This is a genomic window from Microbacterium sp. E-13 (assembly GCF_049912955.1).
In the GTDB taxonomy this organism is placed as follows: Bacteria; Actinomycetota; Actinomycetes; order Actinomycetales; family Microbacteriaceae; genus Microbacterium.
Genome location: NZ_CP183973.1, coordinates 692,451 through 713,319, shown reverse-complemented (window position 1 = coordinate 713,319; position 20,869 = coordinate 692,451). Strand labels below are relative to the sequence as shown.

14 protein-coding genes are annotated in these 20,869 nt (G+C 72.5%); 1 reads left to right on the top strand and 13 read right to left on the bottom strand.

Features of this window, described 5'->3' with window-relative positions; all coding sequences use genetic code 11:
- Window positions 1-39: 39 nt before the first annotated feature.
- The 13 genes from fusA to ACN9MP_RS03140 form a co-directional block, all read right to left on the bottom strand.
- Window positions 40-2,154, bottom strand: coding sequence for an elongation factor G (gene fusA / locus ACN9MP_RS03200; protein ID WP_426323887.1), 2,115 nt, complete (start codon window positions 2,152-2,154; stop codon window positions 40-42).
- A 121-nt stretch (window positions 2,155-2,275) separates the two neighbouring features.
- Window positions 2,276-2,746 carry a 30S ribosomal protein S7 gene (rpsG, locus tag ACN9MP_RS03195; protein ID WP_056117669.1) on the bottom strand — a complete coding sequence of 157 codons (471 nt, stop codon included), beginning with the start codon at window positions 2,744-2,746 and terminating at the stop codon, window positions 2,276-2,278.
- A gap of 5 nt (window positions 2,747-2,751) precedes the next feature.
- Window positions 2,752-3,120, bottom strand: a complete 369-nt coding sequence (gene rpsL, locus ACN9MP_RS03190; RefSeq protein ID WP_018171438.1) for a 30S ribosomal protein S12 — start codon at window positions 3,118-3,120, stop codon at window positions 2,752-2,754.
- A gap of 350 nt (window positions 3,121-3,470) precedes the next feature.
- The gene (locus tag ACN9MP_RS03185; protein ID WP_426323884.1) at window positions 3,471-3,917 is read right to left on the bottom strand and encodes a hypothetical protein; all 447 of its coding nucleotides are present in this window, start codon (window positions 3,915-3,917) and stop codon (window positions 3,471-3,473) included.
- Complete coding sequence (locus ACN9MP_RS03180) at window positions 3,914-5,509, bottom strand: DUF5684 domain-containing protein (RefSeq protein ID WP_426323882.1); 1,596 nt, start codon at window positions 5,507-5,509, stop codon at window positions 3,914-3,916. The genes ACN9MP_RS03185 and ACN9MP_RS03180 overlap by 4 nt, the downstream gene beginning before the upstream one ends.
- Window positions 5,506-8,070, bottom strand: coding sequence for a transglutaminaseTgpA domain-containing protein (locus ACN9MP_RS03175; RefSeq protein WP_426323880.1), 2,565 nt, complete (start codon window positions 8,068-8,070; stop codon window positions 5,506-5,508). The genes ACN9MP_RS03180 and ACN9MP_RS03175 overlap by 4 nt, the downstream gene beginning before the upstream one ends.
- Window positions 8,067-9,485 carry a DUF58 domain-containing protein gene (locus ACN9MP_RS03170; RefSeq protein WP_426323878.1) on the bottom strand — a complete coding sequence of 473 codons (1,419 nt, stop codon included), beginning with the start codon at window positions 9,483-9,485 and terminating at the stop codon, window positions 8,067-8,069. The genes ACN9MP_RS03175 and ACN9MP_RS03170 overlap by 4 nt, the downstream gene beginning before the upstream one ends.
- Window positions 9,482-10,447 carry an AAA family ATPase gene (locus tag ACN9MP_RS03165; RefSeq protein WP_426323876.1) on the bottom strand — a complete coding sequence of 322 codons (966 nt, stop codon included), beginning with the start codon at window positions 10,445-10,447 and terminating at the stop codon, window positions 9,482-9,484. Before ACN9MP_RS03165 ends, ACN9MP_RS03170 begins: the two co-directional genes overlap by 4 nt.
- A 38-nt stretch (window positions 10,448-10,485) precedes the next feature.
- Entirely contained in the window at window positions 10,486-16,458 is a 5,973-nt protein-coding gene (locus tag ACN9MP_RS03160; protein ID WP_426323874.1) for an Ig-like domain-containing protein, read from the bottom strand.
- 20 nt (window positions 16,459-16,478) lie between these two features.
- Entirely contained in the window at window positions 16,479-17,615 is a 1,137-nt protein-coding gene (locus ACN9MP_RS03155) for a serine/threonine-protein kinase (protein WP_426323873.1), read from the bottom strand.
- A 149-nt stretch (window positions 17,616-17,764) separates the two neighbouring features.
- Window positions 17,765-18,433: a spermidine/putrescine ABC transporter substrate-binding protein gene (locus ACN9MP_RS03150; RefSeq protein WP_426323871.1), complete on the bottom strand. Its 669-nt coding sequence runs from the start codon at window positions 18,431-18,433 to the stop codon at window positions 17,765-17,767.
- A gap of 65 nt (window positions 18,434-18,498) precedes the next feature.
- Complete coding sequence (locus tag ACN9MP_RS03145) at window positions 18,499-19,077, bottom strand: hypothetical protein (RefSeq protein ID WP_426323869.1); 579 nt, start codon at window positions 19,075-19,077, stop codon at window positions 18,499-18,501.
- Between the two features lie 44 nt (window positions 19,078-19,121).
- Complete coding sequence (locus ACN9MP_RS03140) at window positions 19,122-20,132, bottom strand: ABC transporter (protein WP_426323867.1); 1,011 nt, start codon at window positions 20,130-20,132, stop codon at window positions 19,122-19,124.
- 134 nt (window positions 20,133-20,266) lie between these two features.
- On the opposite strand from ACN9MP_RS03140, the gene ACN9MP_RS03135 reads away from it, so the two are divergent.
- A complete protein-coding gene (locus ACN9MP_RS03135) occupies window positions 20,267-20,854 on the top strand; it encodes a hypothetical protein (RefSeq protein WP_426323865.1) in 588 nt (195 codons plus the stop codon).
- The last annotated feature ends 15 nt before the right edge of the window (window positions 20,855-20,869 follow it).

Here is a 20,869-nt window from a genome sequence, read left to right as displayed (position 1 = left end):
TTCGACGAGCGCAGGACCGAGGCATCCCGGAGTGAAGGGTTACTCGCCCTTGACCTTCTGGATGATCTCGTCAGCCACGTTGCGAGGCACCTCGGCGTAGCTGTCGAACTCCATCGAGTACACGGCGCGGCCCGAGGTCTTCGAGCGCAGGTCGCCGATGTAGCCGAACATCTCGGACAGCGGGACCAGTGCACGGACGACCTTGACGCCCTGGGCGTCCTCCATCGACTGGATCTGGCCGCGACGCGAGTTCAGGTCGCCGATGACATCGCCCATGTACTCCTCGGGAGTACGCACCTCGACCGCCATGAGCGGCTCGAGGATGACGGGGTTCGCCTTGCGGACGGCCTCCTTGAAGCCCATGGAGCCGGCGATCTTGAACGCCATCTCGGACGAGTCGACGTCGTGCGACGCGCCGTCGAGGAGGATCGCCTTGACGCCCACCATGGGGTAGCCGGCGAGCACGCCGACGTTCATGGCGTCCTGGAAGCCCTGGTCGGTCGGGCTGATGTACTCGCGCGGGATGCGGCCACCGGTGACCTTGTTCTCGAACTCGTAGATCTTGTCGGCCGTGACCTCGATGGGCTCCAGCGCGAACTGGATCTTCGCGAACTGACCCGAACCACCGGTCTGCTTCTTGTGCGTGTAGTCGTGACGCTCGACGGTCTTGCGGATCGTCTCGCGGTACGCCACCTGCGGCTTGCCGACGTTGGCCTCGACCTTGAACTCGCGCTTCATGCGGTCCACGAGGATGTCGAGGTGCAGCTCGCCCATGCCCTTGATGACCGTCTGGCCGGTCTCAGCGTTCTGCTCGACGCGGAACGTCGGGTCCTCTTCGGCGAGCTTCTGGATCGCCAGACCCAGCTTCTCCTGGTCGGCCTTGGTCTTCGGCTCGATGGCGACCTCGATGACCGGCTCGGGGAACGTCATCGACTCGAGCACGACCTGGGCGTTCGAGTCCGCCAGGGTGTCACCGGTGGTGGTGTCCTTGAGGCCGATGACCGCGTAGATGTGGCCGGCGGTGACCGAGTCGACCGGCATCTCCTTGTTGGCGTGCATCTGGAAGATCTTCCCGATGCGCTCCTTCTTGCCCTTGGTCGCGTTGACGACCTGGGCGCCCGAGTCGAGGTGACCCGAGTAGACGCGGATGTACGTGAGGCGACCGAAGAACGGGTGCGTGACGATCTTGAACGCGAGCGCCGCGAACGGCTCCTCGCGGTCGGCGTGACGCTCGATGATGATCTCTTCGTTCTTCGGGTCCTTCGCCTCGATGGCGGGGACGTCGAGCGGCGAAGGCAGGTAGTCCACGACGGCGTCGAGCATCGGCTGCACGCCGCGGTTCTTGAACGCCGAGCCGCAGAGCACGGGGTAGATCTCCGAGGCGATGGTGAGCTTGCGGATCGCGCCCTTGATCTCGGCGACGGTGAGCTCCTCGCCGCCGAAGTGCTTCTCGAGAAGCTCCTCGTCGGACTCGGCGACGGCCTCGAGAAGCATCTCGCGGTACTCGGCGGCCTTGTCGGCGAGCTCGGCAGGGATCTCCTGGATCTCGTACTTGGCACCCATGGTCACGTCGCCCTTGGCGTCGCCGGGCCACACCAGTGCGCGCATCTCGACGAGGTCGACGACACCCACGAAGTCGCTCTCCGAGCCGATGGGGAGCTGCAGCACGAGCGGCTTGGCCTTCAGGCGGTTGACGATCGTGTCGACGGTGAAGTAGAAGTCGGCGCCCAGCTTGTCCATCTTGTTGACGAAGCAGATGCGGGGGACGTCGTACTTGTCGGCCTGACGCCACACGGTCTCGGACTGGGGCTCGACGCCCTCCTTGCCGTCGAAGACGGCGACCGCGCCGTCGAGGACGCGCAGCGAGCGCTCGACCTCGACCGTGAAGTCCACGTGGCCGGGCGTGTCGATGATGTTGATCTGGTTCTTGTTCCAGAAGCAGGTCACGGCGGCGGACGTGATCGTGATGCCGCGCTCCTGCTCCTGCTCCATCCAGTCGGTGGTGGCGGCGCCGTCGTGCGTCTCGCCGATCTTGTGGTTGACGCCCGTGTAGAACAGAATGCGCTCGGTCGTCGTCGTCTTGCCGGCATCGATGTGCGCCATGATGCCGATGTTGCGGACCTTGTTGAGGTCGGTGAGCACTTCTTGTGCCACGGGGTGTCCTTACGGGTTGGAGGTGGTTCTGGGGCGTTTCGTCTCGCCTCGCTCGCTCAACGGCCGGGGTCCGGTCGTCGAGCGAGCGAGGTACGAGCGAGACGAGACGCTCTGCGGCTGGTTACCAGCGGTAGTGCGCGAAGGCGCGGTTCGACTCGGCCATCTTGTGGGTGTCTTCGCGGCGCTTGACCGCGGCACCCAGGCCGTTCGAGGCGTCCAGGATCTCGTTCTGGAGGCGCTCGGTCATCGTCTTCTCACGACGGCCCTTGGCGTAGCTCACGAGCCAGCGGAGGGCGAGCGTGTTGGCGCGGTGAGGCTTGACCTCGACCGGCACCTGGTAGGTCGAGCCACCGACGCGGCGGCTCTTGACCTCGAGGGTCGGGCGCACGTTGTCGAGCGCCTTCTTCAGCGTGGCGACGGCATCCTGGCCGTTCTTCGCCTCGACGCCCTTGAGTGCGGTGTACACGATCGACTCGGCGAGCGACTTCTTGCCGTCCACGAGGATCTTGTTGACCAGCTGGCTGACGATCGGTGCGCCGTAGACCGGGTCGTTGACGACGGGGCGCTTCGGGGCGGGTCCCTTACGAGGCATCTTTCTCAGCCCTTCTTCGCGCCGTAGCGGCTGCGAGCCTGCTTACGGTTCTTGACTGCCTGGGTGTCGAGCGCACCGCGGACGATCTTGTAGCGGACACCGGGGAGGTCCTTCACACGACCGCCACGGACCAGCACGAGCGAGTGCTCCTGCAGGTTGTGGCCCTCGCCGGGGATGTACGCGGTGACCTCGGTGCCGTTGCGGAGCTTGACACGGGCGACCTTGCGCATCGCCGAGTTCGGCTTCTTCGGGGTGGTCGTGTACACGCGGGTGCAGACACCCGCCTGCTGCGGGTTCGCCTTGAGCGCCGGCGCCTTGGTCTTCGAGACCTTGGGCGAGCGACCCTTGCGAACCAACTGCTGAATGGTTGGCACGTTCTCTCCTTGTTGTGCTGCACGGTGACAGCGTCGTGGTCTCCCCCTCAGCATCCGGATCTTGCGATTCGTGACGCTGCGGGCTCACGCGGACCCGCCGGCACGGCAGAATGACTGTCGCGCTTTCGTGGTGGGTATGCCGTGGGGGTGGCCTGTTCGCAGGCCGTTCCCTGAGATGCGGCGCTCGCCCGGCCGCCCACATGCCGAGGCACGTTCGACGGCGCGCGTGAGCGCACACCCGGTCTATGATACGTGGGTTTCGGGGGACGGGCAAACACGCCTGCGCAGCCCTCGCGGCGAGCCGGTGCGGGGTGCCGCGCTCCTCGTGCTATCGGCGGGCGCGCATCGCTTCAGCCGACGGTCAGGAGCAGTACCAGCGCCAGCGCGGCAGCGACGACGAGGACGGATGCTGCGACCGCGGCCGCGATCGCACGCCGGCGCCGGCGGCGTCGGAGGCGGGCCTCGACGGCGCCGCTGTCGACGTACTCCTGGGGTGTGCGGCGCACCGGCTCGGCGCGAGCGGCTGCGGGAGGCGGGACCTGCCGCGCGGGGTAGCTGTCTCCGGCCCGCGGCGGGGTGGCGACGCGATCCTGCGGTGAAGGACTGCCGGCGGGCGCGGGTGCGGCGACGTCCCTCTCGCGGAGCGGACCGGGAGCGGGAACGGTGGTGCCGGCGCGCGAGGCGTCCCGGACCACCCGGGTCGTGTCGGCGTCGGGCTCCGGGCGGCGCTCCTCGGGGTCGCGCGACGCCGCCGCACGCCGCGAGATCGCGGTGTGCTCGTCGTCGGGATCGATCACCCGTCGCTCCGCTTGAGCCGGACCTCTGCGTCGCCGAGCAGGAACCGGTCGCCGGCTTCGACCTCTTCGCCGGGAGGGGCCTCGACCTCGGTGCCCATCACCGTGGCGAACAGCACGCCGTTGGTGGAGTCGAGGTCGGTCACGTACCAGCGGTCGCCGCGCAGCTGCAGCCGGGCGTGCGTCTTCGACACCGTGCCGTCCTGGATCGAGACGAGCTGCGCGCCGGGGAAGTCGGGGTCGCGCGCCGGTCGGCGGCCGAGGATGACGACCTCGGCCGACAGCGAGACGGGGTCGCCGGTCGGCGGCACCAGCGTCCAGTCGGTGCGCTTGCGACGCGCGATGATCGTCTCGTCGAGGCCGTCCGGCTCGTCGGGGATCTCGGGCTTCGCGTGGAACGCCGACACCGACGACCGTGCCGAGCGCGGGGATCCGGCGTCGGGTGCGCCGACGATCGCCGAGACCGGTCCGGAGGCCTCGGGGAAGGCATCCGCCTCGCTCATCGGCGAACGAGCGGGCGCCCACGGCACGCGGTCGTCGCCCGGCTCCCCTCCCGCCGGAACGCGGGAGACCGGCGGCCGCATGATCTCTTCGCTGGTCGCACCGGCGGGAGCGGTATAGGTCTCCGCCGACGCCCGGCGGGGAGCGGCTGCGGCCGCGTCCGCGGGCGGGACGGACCCGACCGGTCCGGCGGCCGGCACGGCCGAGATGGGGCCGGGCGCGCCTGGGAACGCGCCGGTGATCTCGCCGCTCAGGTCGGCCCCGTCGAGTGCGAAGCCCTGCCAGGGATCCGCGTCTTCACCGTCGGTCCGGTGCGCCCCGCCCTCGACGGCAGCCGCCGCCACGGGTCGACCCGGAGCGGCCGGCGGCGTCCACCCACCGGGCGAGGCGTCGGCGGCCGGCCCGGACCCGGGCGCGAGGACGTCGCCGGATCGGTCAGCGGCGGGCGCGGCGGGCGGCGGCGGCACGGGCGGGACGAAGCCGTGCGCCACCGGCGCGGGCGCCTCGGAGCCGCTCGTCCTGGACGGGAAGGAGGCCGGGGATGGCGGCATCGGCGGCGCGTACGCGGGCGGCGCGAAGGCGGCTGCCGGAGCAGGCGCGCCCGACGCCCGCGTCTCGTCCGACCACGAGGTGGCGGGGAAGGGCGGTATGGCGGGGAGTTCTGCCGCCTCGGACGGGCTGCGCCGCACCCCGGCACCGGCGCGGGAGGAGGCATCCGTCTCGCGTCCCACCCAGCGCGCACTCCCCCAGCCGACGATCGACGCCCAGACGGGGAAGAGCAGCAGGCCCACGACGGTCATGCCCGCGCCGTAACCGAACGCGAGGTTCACGCGGTACAGGGCGATCGCGAAGACCACGAGGAAGGCGATGTTGACGAAGGGGACGAAGGCCAGCACCACCAGCCACGGCGAGAGTCCGGCCAGCTCCAGCAGCACGATCGTGTTGAGGACCGGCACCCACGCCTTCCACGACTCCACGCCCGACTTGCGGAACACCGCCGAGAGCGCGAGCGCCACCCAGATGTAGAGGGCGGCGAACAGGAGCAGGCTGATCAGGGTGCCGGCGATGGCAGCGGTGGCATCAGTGGCGTTCATGGCATGGGACGCGCGGGCTCTGCCCGTCGTCTCCCCCTCTCCGCGTATCGGGTACGACGGCCAGGTTCGGACGCCGTCGGACGGAACAACGATCTCAACGATACGGTCGCCAGTGCTCCGCGCCAGAAACCGCTCCCTATGCGAAGTGCGCGTCGCTCGGCGTCGACGGCCGCCCAGTAGCGCACGGCTTCCTCGTCGGTGAGCCGGGCGGCCGAGAACACGGCCCGGTCGGCGTCGCGGGCGAGCTCGGCGCCCGCGGGCGTGGCGAAGGCGGCCGCCAGCTCGGTGCGGGTGAGCGAGCGGGATGCGGGGCGCCCGGCGTCGACGGCCGCGTCGACGTATTCGTCCCAGCCGCCGGCGATGCGTGCGGCGGGCGTGTCGGCGCGCCGGCGGGACCGGCGCCGAGCGGCTTTGGCGGCGAGCACGATGAGGAACGGACCGAGCGCCAGCGTGAGCACGAGCAGGGCGATCCCGCCGATCCGCAGCACGGGCCACAGCCACGCGAGGTCCAGTGCGGCGTCGTCGTCAGGGGCTCGCTCCTCCGGGGAGTCCTCCTGGGCCGGGTCGGGAGGCACGACCTCCTCCACGGAATCGGGCCGCACCTCCGTGACGTTCTCGGGATCGCGCTGCTCGGTGACGTCGAGGCTCGGCGACGTGGCGTACTGCGGCGTGACGTCGACGGCGACCCACTGCCCGCCGGCGGACTGCACCTCGGTCCACGCCGTGAGGTCCTGCGCGCGGCACACTCCCTCGTCGCAGGTCGCCAGTCCCGGGTCGCCGGCCACCAGGCGCGCGCCGAGCACGATCCGCGAGGGGAAGCCGAGTTCGCGAGCCATCAGCGCCACCGCCGCGGCGAACTGCTCGTCGTCGCCGTTGGCGGCGACGTAGTTGCCGGATGACGCGGCACGTGCGTCGGTCTCGCGTTCGAGAAGCCGCGCGAACATGGCGTCGACGCGGGCCAGCGAGTGCCCCGACGCGCTGGGCTGGAACGAGTAGCCGGGAAGCGCCGCGGCCCACTCCGGCTCGCTCTCGCCCTCGGCGAGGCCGTGGCTGAGGTAGCCCCGCTCGCGGAGCAGCGACACGAGACCGGCGAGGGCGGTGCCGCCGGATCCGGAGACGTGCTCGTCCATCCACGTCCGCAGGCTGTCGGGCGCCGACAGCCCGCCCGGGCTTCCCGGGGGCTCGAGCTGCGCCAGCTCCGCGACCGAGGGCTCGACGCCCCGTACGACGTACGCGTCGCCGGAGTGGAGCCCTCCTCCGGCCGTCTGCACGCCCGCCGACGCCGCGGCGTTGTAGTAGAACCGGTCGGCGAGCGACGCCGAGCGGTCCCCGTCGAACTCGACCGTCGAGAGGCGGCCGGCGGTCGGCATCCAGATCTCGCCCCACACGGCGACCTCGATGCGGGCGGCCACGGGCGAGCCCTCGCCGGCGTCGAGGACGGAGGGCACCCGCACGAAGCGCCCGTCGTCGACCGCGCCCTCGCCGCCGGAGCGGAAGACCTCGCCGTCGTACGCATCGAGTGTCGCGATGCGCACGCGTTCGGGAAGGGCGACCTCCGATCCGTCGGCGGCGGCGACCGGGTCGACCGTGAACATGATCTCGTCGGCGCGGCCGTCCGCGAACAGCGCCCGGTACTCCGAGAGCGGGCTCACCTCGGCCGAGAGGTCGATGTCGGGCCCGACCGCCGAGCGCAGCACCCGCCGCTCGGAACCCTGCGCCGCGAAGGGCACGACCGCGACGGCGAGCACGAGCGCGACGGCGGCCATTCCCGCCCCGAGCGCGGTGCGCCGGCGGTCCGCTCCGGTCCGGCGGCCCGAGATGCGGACGCCGCTGGATGCCGCAGCCCGCTGCAATGCGCGGACCCGCTCGTCGTGCGTACGCCGGGCGAGCCAGAACAGGCAGGTCAGCAGGCCCGCGAGTCCCACCGCGGTCTCGAGCGGGGCGTAGAGGACGACGGAGCCGAGGGGCAGGGGCGCGCTCACGGTCGTGCGGCCGAAAAAGAGGCCGAACGTCACCATTCCCAGCGCCACCGGCACCGCGGCAGAGGCCGCGCGGTCGTCGCGCCAGGCCAGCAGCAGGACGACGCAGGTGCCGACGAGGAAGACGACGAGGGCGGGGACGAGGAGGTTGCGGTAGGACCCGACCGGCAGCTCGACGGTGACGAGGTCCTTCCAGCCGAGCACGAGCCCGCTCGCCAGCTCACCGAGACCCCGCACGGCCTCGCTGAACGAGCCGAGCCGGGAGGGCACCGCGAGCGGAACGCCCAGCACCAGGACCGCGGCGGCGAGCGCTGCGGTCACGAGCCAGCCGTTCCAGCGCCGCCACGCGGAGATCGCGGCGATCGCCCCTCCGACGAGGGTGCCGGCGACCACCAGGAGGGCGAAGCTCCCCGACCGGTAGATGGGCCACGCGGCGACCGCCGCCACCGCGGCGATCACCAGGGCGAAAGCAGCGCCGATCCACACACGGGGCACCACGCGGTGTGCGCGGAGCACGGGCACCCCGCTCTCACCGGAGGGCGCGGCATCCGCTCCGTCCCTCACGGGGATCGGCCCGGTCACGAGGCCGCCCCCCGCAGCAGGAGGCCTGAAAGGTCATCGAGGGTGCCGACGGTCAGCACGGTCATGCCCGACAGCTGCTGCATGCGGGGGTGCGCGCGCTCGTCGCAGATGAGGCCCACCACGGCCGTGTCGCCGGGGAAGGCGAGCGCCGCCTGCTGCAGCCGCGTCAGCGGCACCCGCGAGCCGACGACGACGAACGCGACGGACAGCCGCTCGCCGGCCTCGGCGGTCAGGCGGCACACCTCGCCCACCGGCATCGTGCTCTCGAGCAGCTCCACCCCGCTGAAGCCGTCGAGCATCGGGCGCGGCGCCACGGCGGGGAGGTGGCGGATGGCGCGCAGGCGCCCCCGCACGACCCGGGGGATCTCGGATCCCGTCACGATCTGCACGTCGCGCGCATCGCGCACGGCGCGCAGGCCGAGGGACGCGGCGCACGAGACCGCGAGCTCGAACTCGTCGGCGTCCGCGTACTCCGCCTCGGCAGCGGCGAGCACGACCGCCATGCGCGAGCGCCGCGACTCCTCGTACTGCCGAACCATGAGGCGGCCGGTCTTCGCCGTCGAGCGCCAGTGGATCTGCCGCCGCGAGTCACCCGGCGCGTACTCGCGGATGGCGTGGAACGACATGTCGGCGTCGACCAGGCGCCGCGTCGGCGCGCCCTCGAGGTCGCGGATGAGTCCGGCACTCGTCGTCGGCAGGGCGACCGTGCGCGGGTGCACGTACAGGTCGTGGACATCCGGGAAGGAGTGCTCGCGCCGCAGCAGTCCGATGGGGTCGCCGCGCACGGTCGTCGCGGGTCCGACCCGCACGACGCCGCGGCGGAGCCCGGGGATGTCGAGGGGCTGCTCGACGAACTGACCCGGGCGCAGCAGGGGGACGCCGAACTCCACGAGCCCCGCGCCGACGGGGATGTCGATGCGGCCCGGCAGAGCGAGGCGGTGTCCGTCGTTGCGCACCACGACGCGGCCGTCGACACCGTCGCCGGCCACGACGCGCTCGTGGGACAGGGTGAGGTCGACGTCGTAGGCGCGGGCGCCGAAGAGGAACGGGACGGCCGTGGCGAGCAGCACGACGGATGCCGCGCCCGCCACCAGGAACTCCACCCAGCCGAAGACGATCCCGAGCACGAGACCCGCCGTCGCGGCGAGCGCCACGAGCAGGCCCGCCGGACGAACGGTCTGCGCGGTCCAGTCGGCCGCGACCGCGATGGCCGAGCGCGTCACCCGCCACGCGTGCGTGCCCCAGACGGCGGCCCGCACGAACGCCCGGCCGCGCCGCGAGGGAACCGCATTCGTGGCGGTGCTCGCGGTCGTCGTCAGGTACGAGCGGCCCGCGGTCCCGGTGGCGTGGACGGTGCGGGTGATGGGCGGCTCCACCGTGCCGGTGGAGCCGCCGCGGCGCTCGGGCGTGCTCATACCGCTTCGCGCCTCGAGGGCGGTGCGACGTCGAGCAGCACCTGCCCGACCACGGTCTCGGGTGTGACGCCGTCGAACTCGGCCTCGGGATGCAGGATCAGGCGGTGCGACAGCACCGGTACGGCGAGCGTCTTCACGTCGTCGGGCGTTCCGTAGGTGCGGCCCTGCGATGCCGCCCGCGTGCGCACGGCCCGTGTCAGGGCGAGCGCGCCCCGGATGCTGACGCCCAGGCGCACCTCGTCGGCCGTGCGCGTGCCGTCGACGAGTCGCGCGATGTAGTCGAGCACCAGCGCGTCGACATAGACCTGGGAGGCCAGGTCGGCCATGCCGACGAGCGCCTGCGGGGTGATGATCGGCGGGAGGTCGGCCGTCGCGACCGCCGCGCCGTCCAGGATCCGGACGGTGGCCGCGTGATCGGGGTAGCCGAGCGACGTGCGCATCATGAAGCGGTCGAGCTGGGCCTCGGGAAGGCGATAGGTCCCGGCCTGCTCGACCGGGTTCTGGGTCGCCAGCACCAGGAACGGCACGCCGACCTCACGCGAGACGCCGTCGATCGTGACGCGGCCCTCCTCCATGACCTCGAGCAGCGCCGACTGCGTCTTGGGGCTCGCGCGGTTGATCTCGTCGGCGAGCACGATGTTGGCGAAGATCGGGCCCGCGTGGAACTCGAACACCCCCTCCTTCTGGTCGTACACGCTGAGACCGGTGATGTCGCTCGGCAGCAGATCCGGCGTGAACTGGATGCGGGTGTTGGTTCCCTGCACCGACTGGCCCATCGCGCGGGCGAGCGACGTCTTGCCGGTGCCCGGCACGTCTTCGAGGAGCACGTGCCCGTCGCTGAGCATCCCAGTGAGCACCAGTTCGACGACGTGACGCTTGCCGAGGACGGCGCGCTCGACGTTGTCGGCGATCTGCCCGAACGTCTGCGCGAACCAGTCGGCCTGCTCCTGCGTGATGGTCATGTCGCTTCCTCTGCCGTGATCGATGTCGGATGCCGCGCCTACGGCGCCGGGCTCGGGTCGGGGGCCGCGGCGTCGTTGGGCTGGCATTCCGCGGTGAACTCGCTGTTCGCGGGCGAGAGGCCCCAGCCCTGAGCGCCCCAGTCGACCGACACTGCGATCCCCTCGACGCGGACGGCTCCGATCGGCACATCCCACGTGCCGTCCGTGTGCGGGATCCGCCGGCCGCGCTCGTCGTAGTAGCGCAGGCCGGAGTTGCCGAACGAGATGTCCGCGGACGAGCCGTCGGGGGCCTGGGACGACTGTCCTCGAGTGGTCAGCGGGCTCCCGCCCACGCAGGACGTGACCTCCCACGTCGCCTGCACCTGGTAGGGCGCACTGCCGGCGCGCGGGGTCACCGTCGACCACTCCGTGGCGGTGCCCCAGAACTCATGGACGTACCGCACCTGGATGCCGGGATCCCGGCCGAAGACGGTGGTTCCGGGGTCCCACCCCGAGAACTCGGCGCGGTTGCGGTTCGGAAGCCGCTCCGTCGACGTCGGATCGGCGCGGATCAGCCAGTCGGCGCGCTTCTCACGGACGGTGGGCGTCCCGTCGACGACGAACGTCCAGCCTTCCGGCGCCCGGCCCGACTGGTGGGCCCGGACGGCCGCCGTCGTCTCGGCGCGGCCGAAGGAGTCGCCGTCCGACCACGACTCGACGCACATGCGGAACTCGTACTCCTCGCCGTCCTCGAGACCCGGGAAGGTGGCCGTCGCACCGTCGTCGCTCACGGTGCACCGACGACCCTCCGGCACGATGCCGTAGCGGAGCGTCGAGCCGTCACCGTTGCGATCGGCGGAGGCACGGGCCGTGACGGTCGACGTGCCGTCGCCGTTCGAAGCCGAGCTGAGCGTGAGCTGCGGCGACAGCGGGCTTCCCACGCCGTTCGCCTGCGTGGTGGCGGTCGCGCCCGTCGCGCTGCCCCCGAGTCCCGGCGGCACGTCGAACCGCGAGTACGGCGTGACGGTCACGAGCGAGGCGGTGTTGGTGCCCACGCGGTAGGACGGCACTTCGAGGCGCGTCTGACTGCGGTTCACGGGCACGCGGACCGTCTCGCCCCCGGCGCTCGAGATCTCGACGCTCCCGGTCTCGGGGGCCTCGATGCCGTCGATCACCAGCGAGACGAGTCCTCCGGCGCCGTCGCCGGTCACCACCGGAGCTGCCGTGACGCTCGTCGGCGCGAGCGGCGCGTCGTACGCCCACGCGGTCGTGCGCACGCTCCCCCGGGACTCCCCGACCGCGTTCACGGCCCACGCGTCGTAGACGCGCTGCTCGCCGTTGGGTGCGGCGATCGCGGGACAGACGCCGTCGGCCGCGCAGCGCGCGACCTCCTGCCCGCCGGAACGGACGACGAATCCGCCGACCTCGGGGTAGGCGGTGCGGGACTCGCCGGGGTCCACGCGGAGGGTGACCGCACCGTCGGCGTATGCCGTCTGGCGGATGCTCGCCGGCGGCTTGGGGTAGCCCAGCAGATCGAGCAGCACCCGGCCGTCCCGCTCGGCGTTCGTCACGCGGCCCTGCGCATCGCGCACCGAGAACGTGGCGCTGCACGTGGCGCCCGGGGCATCCGTCGTCCACGTCGCCGTGACGGTCGTCGCCGACGCCACCTGGAAGCCGACGCCGACGCACGCGCCCGTCGGTCGCACGCCGACGACTTCGAGCGGCGTGCCCGGCAGCGGGTTCACCTCGCCGCCCACGCCGATCACCGGGACGGTGCACGAGGTTCCCGCGGCCTGCGTGCACTGCTGCACCACCGAACCGCCCTGCGGCAGCGTCGAGGGGGCCGCGCCCACGCGCAGGATCAGGCGCGCCGGGCCGACCGACGTGTGGCTCGTGATCGACACGAGCACCGCCTCCTCGGACCCCGGCGCGGCGGCGTCGGCGCCGGTGACCGTGAGGATGGAGCCCTCTTGCGTCACCTCGAAAGCGGTGCCCGAGTGCTCGACGGCGTAGGCGATGCCGTCCCAGTCCTCGCGCAGCTGCCATGTCGTCATGTTCCGGAGATCGAAGGCGGCGGTCTCACCCGGGCCGACGGTGATCGAGCCGGCGCGCAGCTCGGGCTGCGGGTCGCGCGGGCGCACGACGACCGGCACGGAGAGGTAGGTCCAGTCCTCCTGACCGGCCAGGCGCACCGGAACCTGACAGGCGTCGACCCAGGGGGCGCCGGCGCCGGCGTCGTAGCGCACGACGGTTCCCGCATCGACGGCGCAGCGCGCCTCGGCCCGGGCACCGGACGCGCGGACCTCGCCGCCGACTTCGAGCGTCGCGCCCCGCGGCTGGGCGACGAGGCCCGCCATGTCGAACGTGGTCGACTCCAGCTCGGTCACCTCGGGCGACGCGGCGCCCGCACGGAGCGTCAGGGCGACGTCGTCATCGCCCGGCACGCGGAGGAACCCGTAGGAGGTGACCTCGCCCGCGGTGCCCTCCCCCGTCACGGCGAACGGGATGAGGCGCGTCGTCGCCGGAAGGGGCCCGCGCAGGCGCGAGCCCTGCACCGACACGTCGCCGGGATCGCCCCACAGCGACAGCTCGAGGTCGGCGACGTCGCCGCCCGACCACGTGACGTTGCCGGAGAGCACGTCCACGCCGCGCGCGAAGTCGCTCCGGGTCTCGACCGTGAGGACGGTGTCGGTGACGACCGGGTAGTCGGGCACGCTCTCGCGCACGACCCGCACCACGATCAGCCCGCGCCCCGTGTTGCCCGACGAGGACTCGACGTCGTAGAGGAACGACATGGTGCCGGGCTCGGCGCCGGCCGAGATCTGCACCGTCGTGTCGTCGACGTCGGCGATCTGGCCGGCGAGGCGATCGAACCGCTCATTCTCGCTGCCGTCGACGAGCGTCCGCGGCACGTCCGGGCGGACGTCGGTGATCCGCAGCTCCCCGAGCGTCGGGTCGAGGTCGTTCGACAGAGGACTGACGCGGATGGTGCTGTCGTCCCCCGCCTGCACCTGCACGTAGTCGGTGAAGGTGACGGGGCTCGGATTCGCCTGACTGTCGAGCACGCCGACGCGCACCGTGCCTTCGGCGGCCTCGCCGAAGGAGTCGACGACGCGATACCGGAAAGACACCTGGCCGCTGTCGCCCGGCACGCTGGCGTACATGATGGCGGACCCGTCGGCCGTGATGGTGGCGGCACCGCGCTCCGGCTGGGTGACGATGCGATCGAGCGTCACGACGTCGCCGTCGGGATCCATTCCGAAGTCGTCGAAGGCGATGAGCGCCGACTGGCCGCTGAGAACCCGGCCCTCCAGGGTGTCAGCCGTGGGGCGGCGGTTGGCGTCGTCGTCGATCACCCGCACGCGCACGGTCGCGGTGTCGGCGAGCGCGGGCGCACCCGTCGTGAAGACCGAGTACTCGACGGTGTACTCGCCGGGCTCGCCGGGAGCGAGATAGCGGAGCAGGTCGCCCGACGCGAAGGCGAGCGCGGCACCGGACGACGAGCGGACGGATGCCGGGTTGAGGGTCGGGCGGCCACCCGAAGGCGAGATGTCGTTGCCCGTGACGGGGATGTCGATCTGGGCGCCGGCGCGCACCACGATCGTGTCGTCGACGGCGATCGGCGTCAGCTCCGGTGCGGGCGGCAGCAGGTACACGGTCGCCTCGCCGACCACGCTCGCCCCGGCATCCTCCGTGCCGTCGCTGACGACGTACGAGACGGTGCCGAGCCGGCCGGCGGCGCCCTCGGCCGTCGTTCCCGACACCCGGAGATGGTTCTGCCCCACGGCGTCGACCGACAGCGTGGCACCGGCATCCGCTCTGGCGACCACGTCGCTGAGCAGCAGCACGCGACGCGTCGGATTGGACACCGCGTCGAAGACCTCGAGGGTCGCATCCTCTTGCGGGCGCACGAACGCCACCACCGGCGACGTCGCCAGCTGGGCCGGCGCGTCGGCCGGCAGCAGCGTGATGCGCGCCGTTCCGGTCGCCTCGCTCGTGCCGTCGGTCACGGTGAAGTCGACGCGGAACGTCCCCGGACCGTTCGCCGAGAAGTCGAACGACGTCGACCCGGCCACGACGGTCGCGGTCGCCGCAGCGTCGTCCAGGACGCGCACCGAGTCCAGCGACAGCGTGCCGGCGGTGCCGGTGACGTGATCGGCGACGTCGACGGTGATGCCGGACGCCGCGGTGTCGGTGACGGCGAACGACTGCGCGGCGAGCTGGGGCTGCGGCGACACCCTCACGACGAGGGACTTCACCGCGGTCAGGCCCCGGGTGTCGGCGATCGTCACGGCGAGCTCGACGAGCTGCTCGCCGCCGTCGCCGGTGTCGCTGTGCTGGTAGACGACATCGCCGCCGGGCGTGGCCGCGACACTGCCGGAGCCGGTCAGGTTCTCGACCGACAGCAGCAGGAGCGGGTCGCCGTCGGGATCCACCCACCCGGGGAGCACGGGAACCGTCACCGTCCCACCGCGCGCCACTTCCGGCTGCGGCCACTCGGCGAGGCAGCGATCCACACCGCACCACTCCGGCGGCGACTGGGTGGCGGCATCCGCCACCGTCACCGTCACCGTCGTCGGCGGCGAGCGCAGCCCGTCGGCGGCCGTGCCGTCGGTGACCGCGTACGAGAACGTCGCCGAGCCCGACGCGCCGGGCTGCACCCGCACGGCGAGACGCTGGTCGTCGTCGGTCACCGTCAGCGTGCCGAACGCCGGATCGAGGCCGGTGACCGAGGCGGGGTCGATGGTGAGCACGTCCTCGTTCGGATCGTGGTCGTTCATGAGCACCGGCAGCGACGCCAGCGCGCCCGCGCGCGCGCCGAACGCGTCGGGCTCGGCAATGGGCGGCTTCGGGTCGAGCACCACCTGGAGCTGCTCCTCGCTGGGCACCGCCTCGGGGTCGGTGCGGTCGTCGAGGCTCCAGTCCTGGCTCGACGCGATGAGGGCGCCGTCGGGCACCGACCAGGCCCACCCCGACCGCGTCTCGTTCAGGATCATCGACGAACCGCTGGCGACGAAGGCCGGCCGGCGATCGTCGGGCATGACCTCCGAGCCGTAGTCCAGCGTGGTCGTCGCGCCGTCCGAGCGCCAGAGGAGCCCACCCGCATCGCTGGGCGCGAGCCATGCGGCGTACGTCTCGCCGCCGTGCGCGACCGGCTGCGCCGGCGTGCCCAGCACGACGCCGCCGCTGCCGCCCACCACGCTCTGCATGGCCGAGCCGTCTGCGGGCACCTGCACCAGGACCGTCTCGTCCGCGAGGTACATCGCGGAACCGTGCGCGTCCGGCGTGCCGACGATCAGGGGGCCGGTCGTCGGCGAACGGGAAGGGGCATCCTGCCCGCGCAGCCACACGTCGCCGTCTTCCGCGTCGACGACCGCCCAGGTGTCGCCCGCCGCGGTCACCGCCGGAACGTCGACGCCTTCGATGTCGAGGGCGTCCCGACCGCGCACCTCGCCGCCGCCGATGTCGTAGCGCAGCACCGAGGCGTCCGAGCGCGAGTAGGCGAACAGCACGCCGCGGGTGTCGACCGCGATCGCCTCGGCCGTGTACTGGGGGGCTTGGTCGTCGTCGCCCCGGAACGGGTCGACCTGAGTGGACGACCCGCTCGACAGCCGCCCGGCGAACACCGCGCCGGAGTCGGTGAGGTACGCCACGAAGTCCCCCGCGGTGACGGCCTCGGTGGTGCCCGCCGGCGTCTTCTGCGACGACCGCAGCGCCTCGTCGTCGAGGTCGGCCGGCATCGCGGCGTCGATGCGGGTCACCGTGCTGTAGCTGTCGCTGAAGAGGTAGGCCGCATCCCCCGTCTGCACCACCTGGTCGGGATTGCTGATGCTGCGAACGGTGTCGAGCTCGCCCACCGAGGTGTTCACGCGCGCGTACCGCCGGCCCTCGCCGGTCTGCAGCGCCCACACGGCCGTGTCGACATCCGGTGTCTCCTGGGCGTCGAGCCCGGGCCACACGATGCTCACGCCGATCACCGTCGCGACGACCGCCCCGGCGGCGACGAGTCCGGCTGCCGTGCCGCGTCGCATCGGCGCTCTGCCGCCGGCCATCACAGGGCTCCGGTGGCGAGCAGCGTCGCGATGACGGCGACCGCGCCCGCCACGACGCCCGCGCCGATGCCGAGCACCCACGGCAGCGCGCGACGCGGGCGGCGCCCGGGCGCCGAGATCTCGGTGTCCTCGTCACGGGCGAGGGAAGCCACGCCCGTGCCGGCGCGCGTCTTGCGGGTGGACTCCCGCTCGATGCGCGATCGCGCCGGGCCGCGCAGCGCCGAGTCGCCGAAGTCGACGGGGGCGGATGCCGGCGACCAGTCCGCATCGGGCACCTCGAGCGGCGTGGGCGAGAGGCCGAGCCCTGACTGCACCTCGCGGAGCGCCTCGCCGAACGCCCGCGCCGACGCGTACCGGCGCCCGGGGTCGCGGCTCATCGCGGTGGCGAGCACCGCCTGGAGCGACGGCGGGACATCGGCGCGCGGGATCTCCACGTACGTCGCCCGCGCGATGCGCGCCCGCAGCAGGTCCTTCGTGTTCTGCCCCCGCTCGCGCCGCTCGAACGGGCTGTGCCCGGCGAGCAGCGAGTACACCGTGGCGCCCAGGCTCCACACCTCGCTCGCAACCGTGCCGCCGGTCTGCTCCGCGACGACCTCGGGCGAGCTCCACGGGATCGACATCGCGAGCACCTCGCCGCCGCTCCTGCGCTGAAGCGATGCCGAGATACCGAAGTCGGCGAGCACCGGGGTGCCGAACGTGGTGATGAGGATGTTGCTGGGCTTGACGTCGCGGTGGATGAGGCCGGCCCGATGCGCGGACTCGAGCGCACTGGCCATGCGGACGCCGATCGACAGCACCTCTTCGACCGGGATGCGCTCGACCCGGTACCGCTGCGCGAGCGACCCCGGGCAGTACTCCATGACGATGTACGGCCGCCCGTCGGCCGAGATGCTGGCCTGGTAGACGGTGACGATCGAGGGGTGGGCGGAGAGGTGCGCCAGCACGTCGGCCTCGGCGTTGAACATGCGCCGCAGTTCGGGGTCGCGCACGTCGCTGGGTAGCACCTTGACCGCGACGTTGCGGCGCGGCATGTCCTGCTCGTAGAGGAACACGTCGGCGAACCCGCCCGAGCCGAGTGGGCGGATGTAAGCCAGTCCCGGAAGGATCGGAGGCGCCGAGGGAAGCCGTGTGGCCACCACACCTCCCCGGTCGCTTCCTTGCCCTGCCGCCAGGCGGCAACAAACCTGGCCATGCTAACAAAATCACTTCCGGCACCCCGTGACGAGGCGCCCGGCCTGTGCAATCCGGCGCGAAGCGATTCGGATGCCGCATCCCGCGCCGCACGTCACTCGAGGCGCGGCGCGTCCCCCGGGTCGTGGGGGTCGAACGGCGCGTCGAGGGATCTCGTCAGGTCGGCCAGCATCGCCTCGATCTGTGGTTCGACGTACTCCCCCACGGCCGCCTGGATGCGCAGGCGGTGGTGCAGCAGGATCGTGCAGACCTCGCGCCCGACCATGTTGGCGTAGTCGTCGGCGAGACCGACCTCCTGGCGGAGGGCCGCCTTGGCCTCGTCGCTCAGCGGCGGGAGTGCGGGCACGTCGGCGTCCGCCTCTTCGGCGAGGCCGGCGATCGTGAAGAGGAACGGCGCCCCTGGCACCGGGTCGGGGTCGAGCGGCAGCCCCTCGAACTCGGGATCGAGTCCCTCCCCCGGCCGGTAGGTGCGCGCACGGTTGCGGGCGGCCTGCTGATCGAGCTCCGCCTGCAGCATCGGCAGGTTCAGGGCCGTGTACTCGGCGACGGAGCGGTCGACGATCGTCTTGATGCGGGTGGAGAGGCCGTGCTGCACGCCGTGCGGCACGTCGGCGCCGAGGCCGGCTGCGGACAGCACGGGTGAGCCGAAGCAGCGCCGGCACGGAGCCGTGCGACCGCGGTGGGTTGCGGGCTCCCATCGCGGCAGCCACGCCAGCCAGGCGTCCACCGCCTGGCTGACCTGGGTCTCGAGCGACCGCTCCACGGGAGCAACGCTAGTACGCGGCATCCGTTCCCGCCCGGATTTCCGCGGTTGCCCCCGTCACCGGGCTACTCGTCGAACTCGTCCTCCCAGGGCCACCGCGGCCGGCGGGCACGCGTGCGCACGAGCGCGACGCCCGACCATGCCGCCACGAAAGCGGCGCCGGCGACCACGAGACCGAACCACGACGTCGCGAGGCGGCCGACCACCGCCGTCGCCACTCCGAGGTCGGCGCCGGTCGCGACCGCTCCGAACCAGACTCCGCCGAGGTACGCGAGAAAGCTCGCCGCCGTCGTCCACGCGGCGCCCCAGTACGACGGATGCCGCGTCAGGGCGGCACCGGGGCCCCCGATGCCGCCGCGACCCGGTCCCGTGCCGGGGACGGAGGGGGCGGCGTCCGTCATGGCACCCGCCCGGCGGATCGCCGCCCAGAGTCCGCCCGCGAAAGCCAGCGTCGCAGAGGCGACGCCGGTGATGCCCGGGACCTGGCCGAGGCCGGGGGTGTCGATCACGTCCTCGCCGATGGCGAGGCTGGTCATGCCGAGCCCGAAGATCAGCAGGGCGACGAAGCCCATCGTCGCGAACGCGAGCGCGACCGGTGGTCGCACCGGTCCCTGCGACGCCCCGCCTCCACCGCCCGCGGCCATGCCGTCAGCCTACGTCGGGGGCAGCGGCGGAAGGCTCGCGCCGGTCAGGCGTGGACCAGCTGGGGCCCGGCCTCGAGCGTGCGCTCGTACTCGCGCTGCGCCTCGAGGTTGAGCTCGGTGACGCGCTTCGCCCGCGCCGCCGCCCACGCGCCGAACCAGATGGTCAGCTCACGGCCGATGACGAACGCCGCGATCGCCAGGGGCGCCAGCAGCTCCTTGTCGACGAGGTCGGCGCCCTGGCTCGCGGTGAGGTTCCAGAACGGCGCCTGGAACAGCGCGCCCAGGATATGACCGCCGTACGCGGCGGCGCCGACGAGGATGCCGAACACGACCCAGTAGCCCCAGCGGCCGCGGTTGATGATCGCGCCGAGCAGCCAGAACGCCACGAAGAAGACGACGACGGGCACCCACAGCGACCAGGTGCCGAGCGCCTGGAGGGCGGCCGAGCCCACGTTCGCGGCGGTCACGTCGCCCTCGATCGCGCGCACCCCGAGCCAGACGGCCAGGTACAGGACCGCGAACGACAGCGCGGCCAGCAGGCCGATGGCACCCGCGGCGGCGCGGTTGCCGCGAGGGCGAGGAGCCTCGGGCGCCTGCACGAAGATCGGCTGCGGGGCCGGAGCGGAACCGGCCGCCGGCTCGGACACCACCGGCTCGCTCGGCGTGACGACCGGGGTGGCGACGACGGTCGGTGCGTCGTCGGCGCGGGCGACGGGGGCCGGCGACGTGTCGACGAGGGATGCCGCTTCCGGCGAGTCCCACGGGTCGGGCTCGTCGGCCGCCGGCTTCGAGGTCACCGGCGCGGAGCCCGCCGGGTCGGCCCGCTCGGCGGCACCGGGCTCGGTGGTGCCGACGGGCTCGCCGGCCTCAGCACGGCCGCCCGCATCGCGGGCGACCGGCGACGCACCGGGCTCGTCGGTCGCAGGAGTGTCGGACGCCGCGTCACGGCGGGCGGCCTCTGCATCGGCGAGGCCTTCGTTCGCACGACCGACGACGTCGTCGACGCCGCGCGGCTCTTCGACGGGCTCGCCGTAAGACGACTTGGGGTCACTCATCGCAGGCACTCCTCACGCAGGGCTCGTCCCTGCAGAGGCAGAGTAGCCCGCGCGCGGCCTCATCCGACGGAGGCGTGCCGGACGGAATCCGCGCGGTGCGATGACGAAGGGACGGATGCCTCTACCCTGAGCCCATGGCATCTCGCGCGCCCCGGACGGCCGCGGTGGCGGCATCCGTCCTCCTCGCTCTCACGCTGCTCACCGCCTGTGCTCCGGAGAACGCCCCTTCGGGCGGGTTCACCTTCAGCCCGACCCCATCGACGTCGGCCTCGGTGAGGCCCACCCCGACCCCCACCCCGACGGCGAGGGCCGAGATCCCCGACGACTGCCGCGAGATGCTCACCGACGACGTGCTCGCGCAGCTCGAGGGCGTGCCGCTCAACGATCCCGCGCTGGGATCATTGGGGCCGCAGCCCGACGGCGGGCTCGTGTGCGTGTGGCGCGATCCCGCCGCCGACACCACGGGCCTTCGGACGACGATCGACTACGTGTCGCGGGGACCCGCGCTCGACATGCTCAACAAGCTCGTGGCCGACGAGGGGTACACCTGCTACACGCCCGACGGCGGCACCCGCTGCGAGAAGACGTGGCAGAACCCGATGTACCCCGTCACCGACGGCCGCACGCTCTTCTGGCGCGACGACATCCTCATCGACACGTCCTACTCGAACCTCGCGCCCGCCGGCTACACGGCCGCCGTGGTCGAAAGCATCTTCGGGTGACCGCCGCAGGCTGAC

What these genes read in the sequence shown, in the direction of transcription:
- rpsG (WP_056117669.1), bottom strand. Translation starts at nt 2,746, where the DNA reads ATGCCTCGTAAGGGACCCGCCCCGAAGCGCCCCGTCGTCAACGACCCG.
- ACN9MP_RS03180 (WP_426323882.1), bottom strand. Translation starts at nt 5,509, where the DNA reads ATGAACGCCACTGATGCCACCGCTGCCATCGCCGGCACCCTGATCAGC.
- ACN9MP_RS03170 (WP_426323878.1), bottom strand. Translation starts at nt 9,485, where the DNA reads ATGAGCACGCCCGAGCGCCGCGGCGGCTCCACCGGCACGGTGGAGCCG.
- ACN9MP_RS03165 (WP_426323876.1), bottom strand. Translation starts at nt 10,447, where the DNA reads ATGACCATCACGCAGGAGCAGGCCGACTGGTTCGCGCAGACGTTCGGG.
- ACN9MP_RS03160 (WP_426323874.1), bottom strand. Translation starts at nt 16,458, where the DNA reads ATGCGACGCGGCACGGCAGCCGGACTCGTCGCCGCCGGGGCGGTCGTC.
- ACN9MP_RS03145 (WP_426323869.1), bottom strand. Translation starts at nt 19,077, where the DNA reads ATGGCCGCGGGCGGTGGAGGCGGGGCGTCGCAGGGACCGGTGCGACCA.
- ACN9MP_RS03140 (WP_426323867.1), bottom strand. Translation starts at nt 20,132, where the DNA reads ATGAGTGACCCCAAGTCGTCTTACGGCGAGCCCGTCGAAGAGCCGCGC.
- ACN9MP_RS03135 (WP_426323865.1), top strand. Translation starts at nt 20,267, where the DNA reads ATGGCATCTCGCGCGCCCCGGACGGCCGCGGTGGCGGCATCCGTCCTC.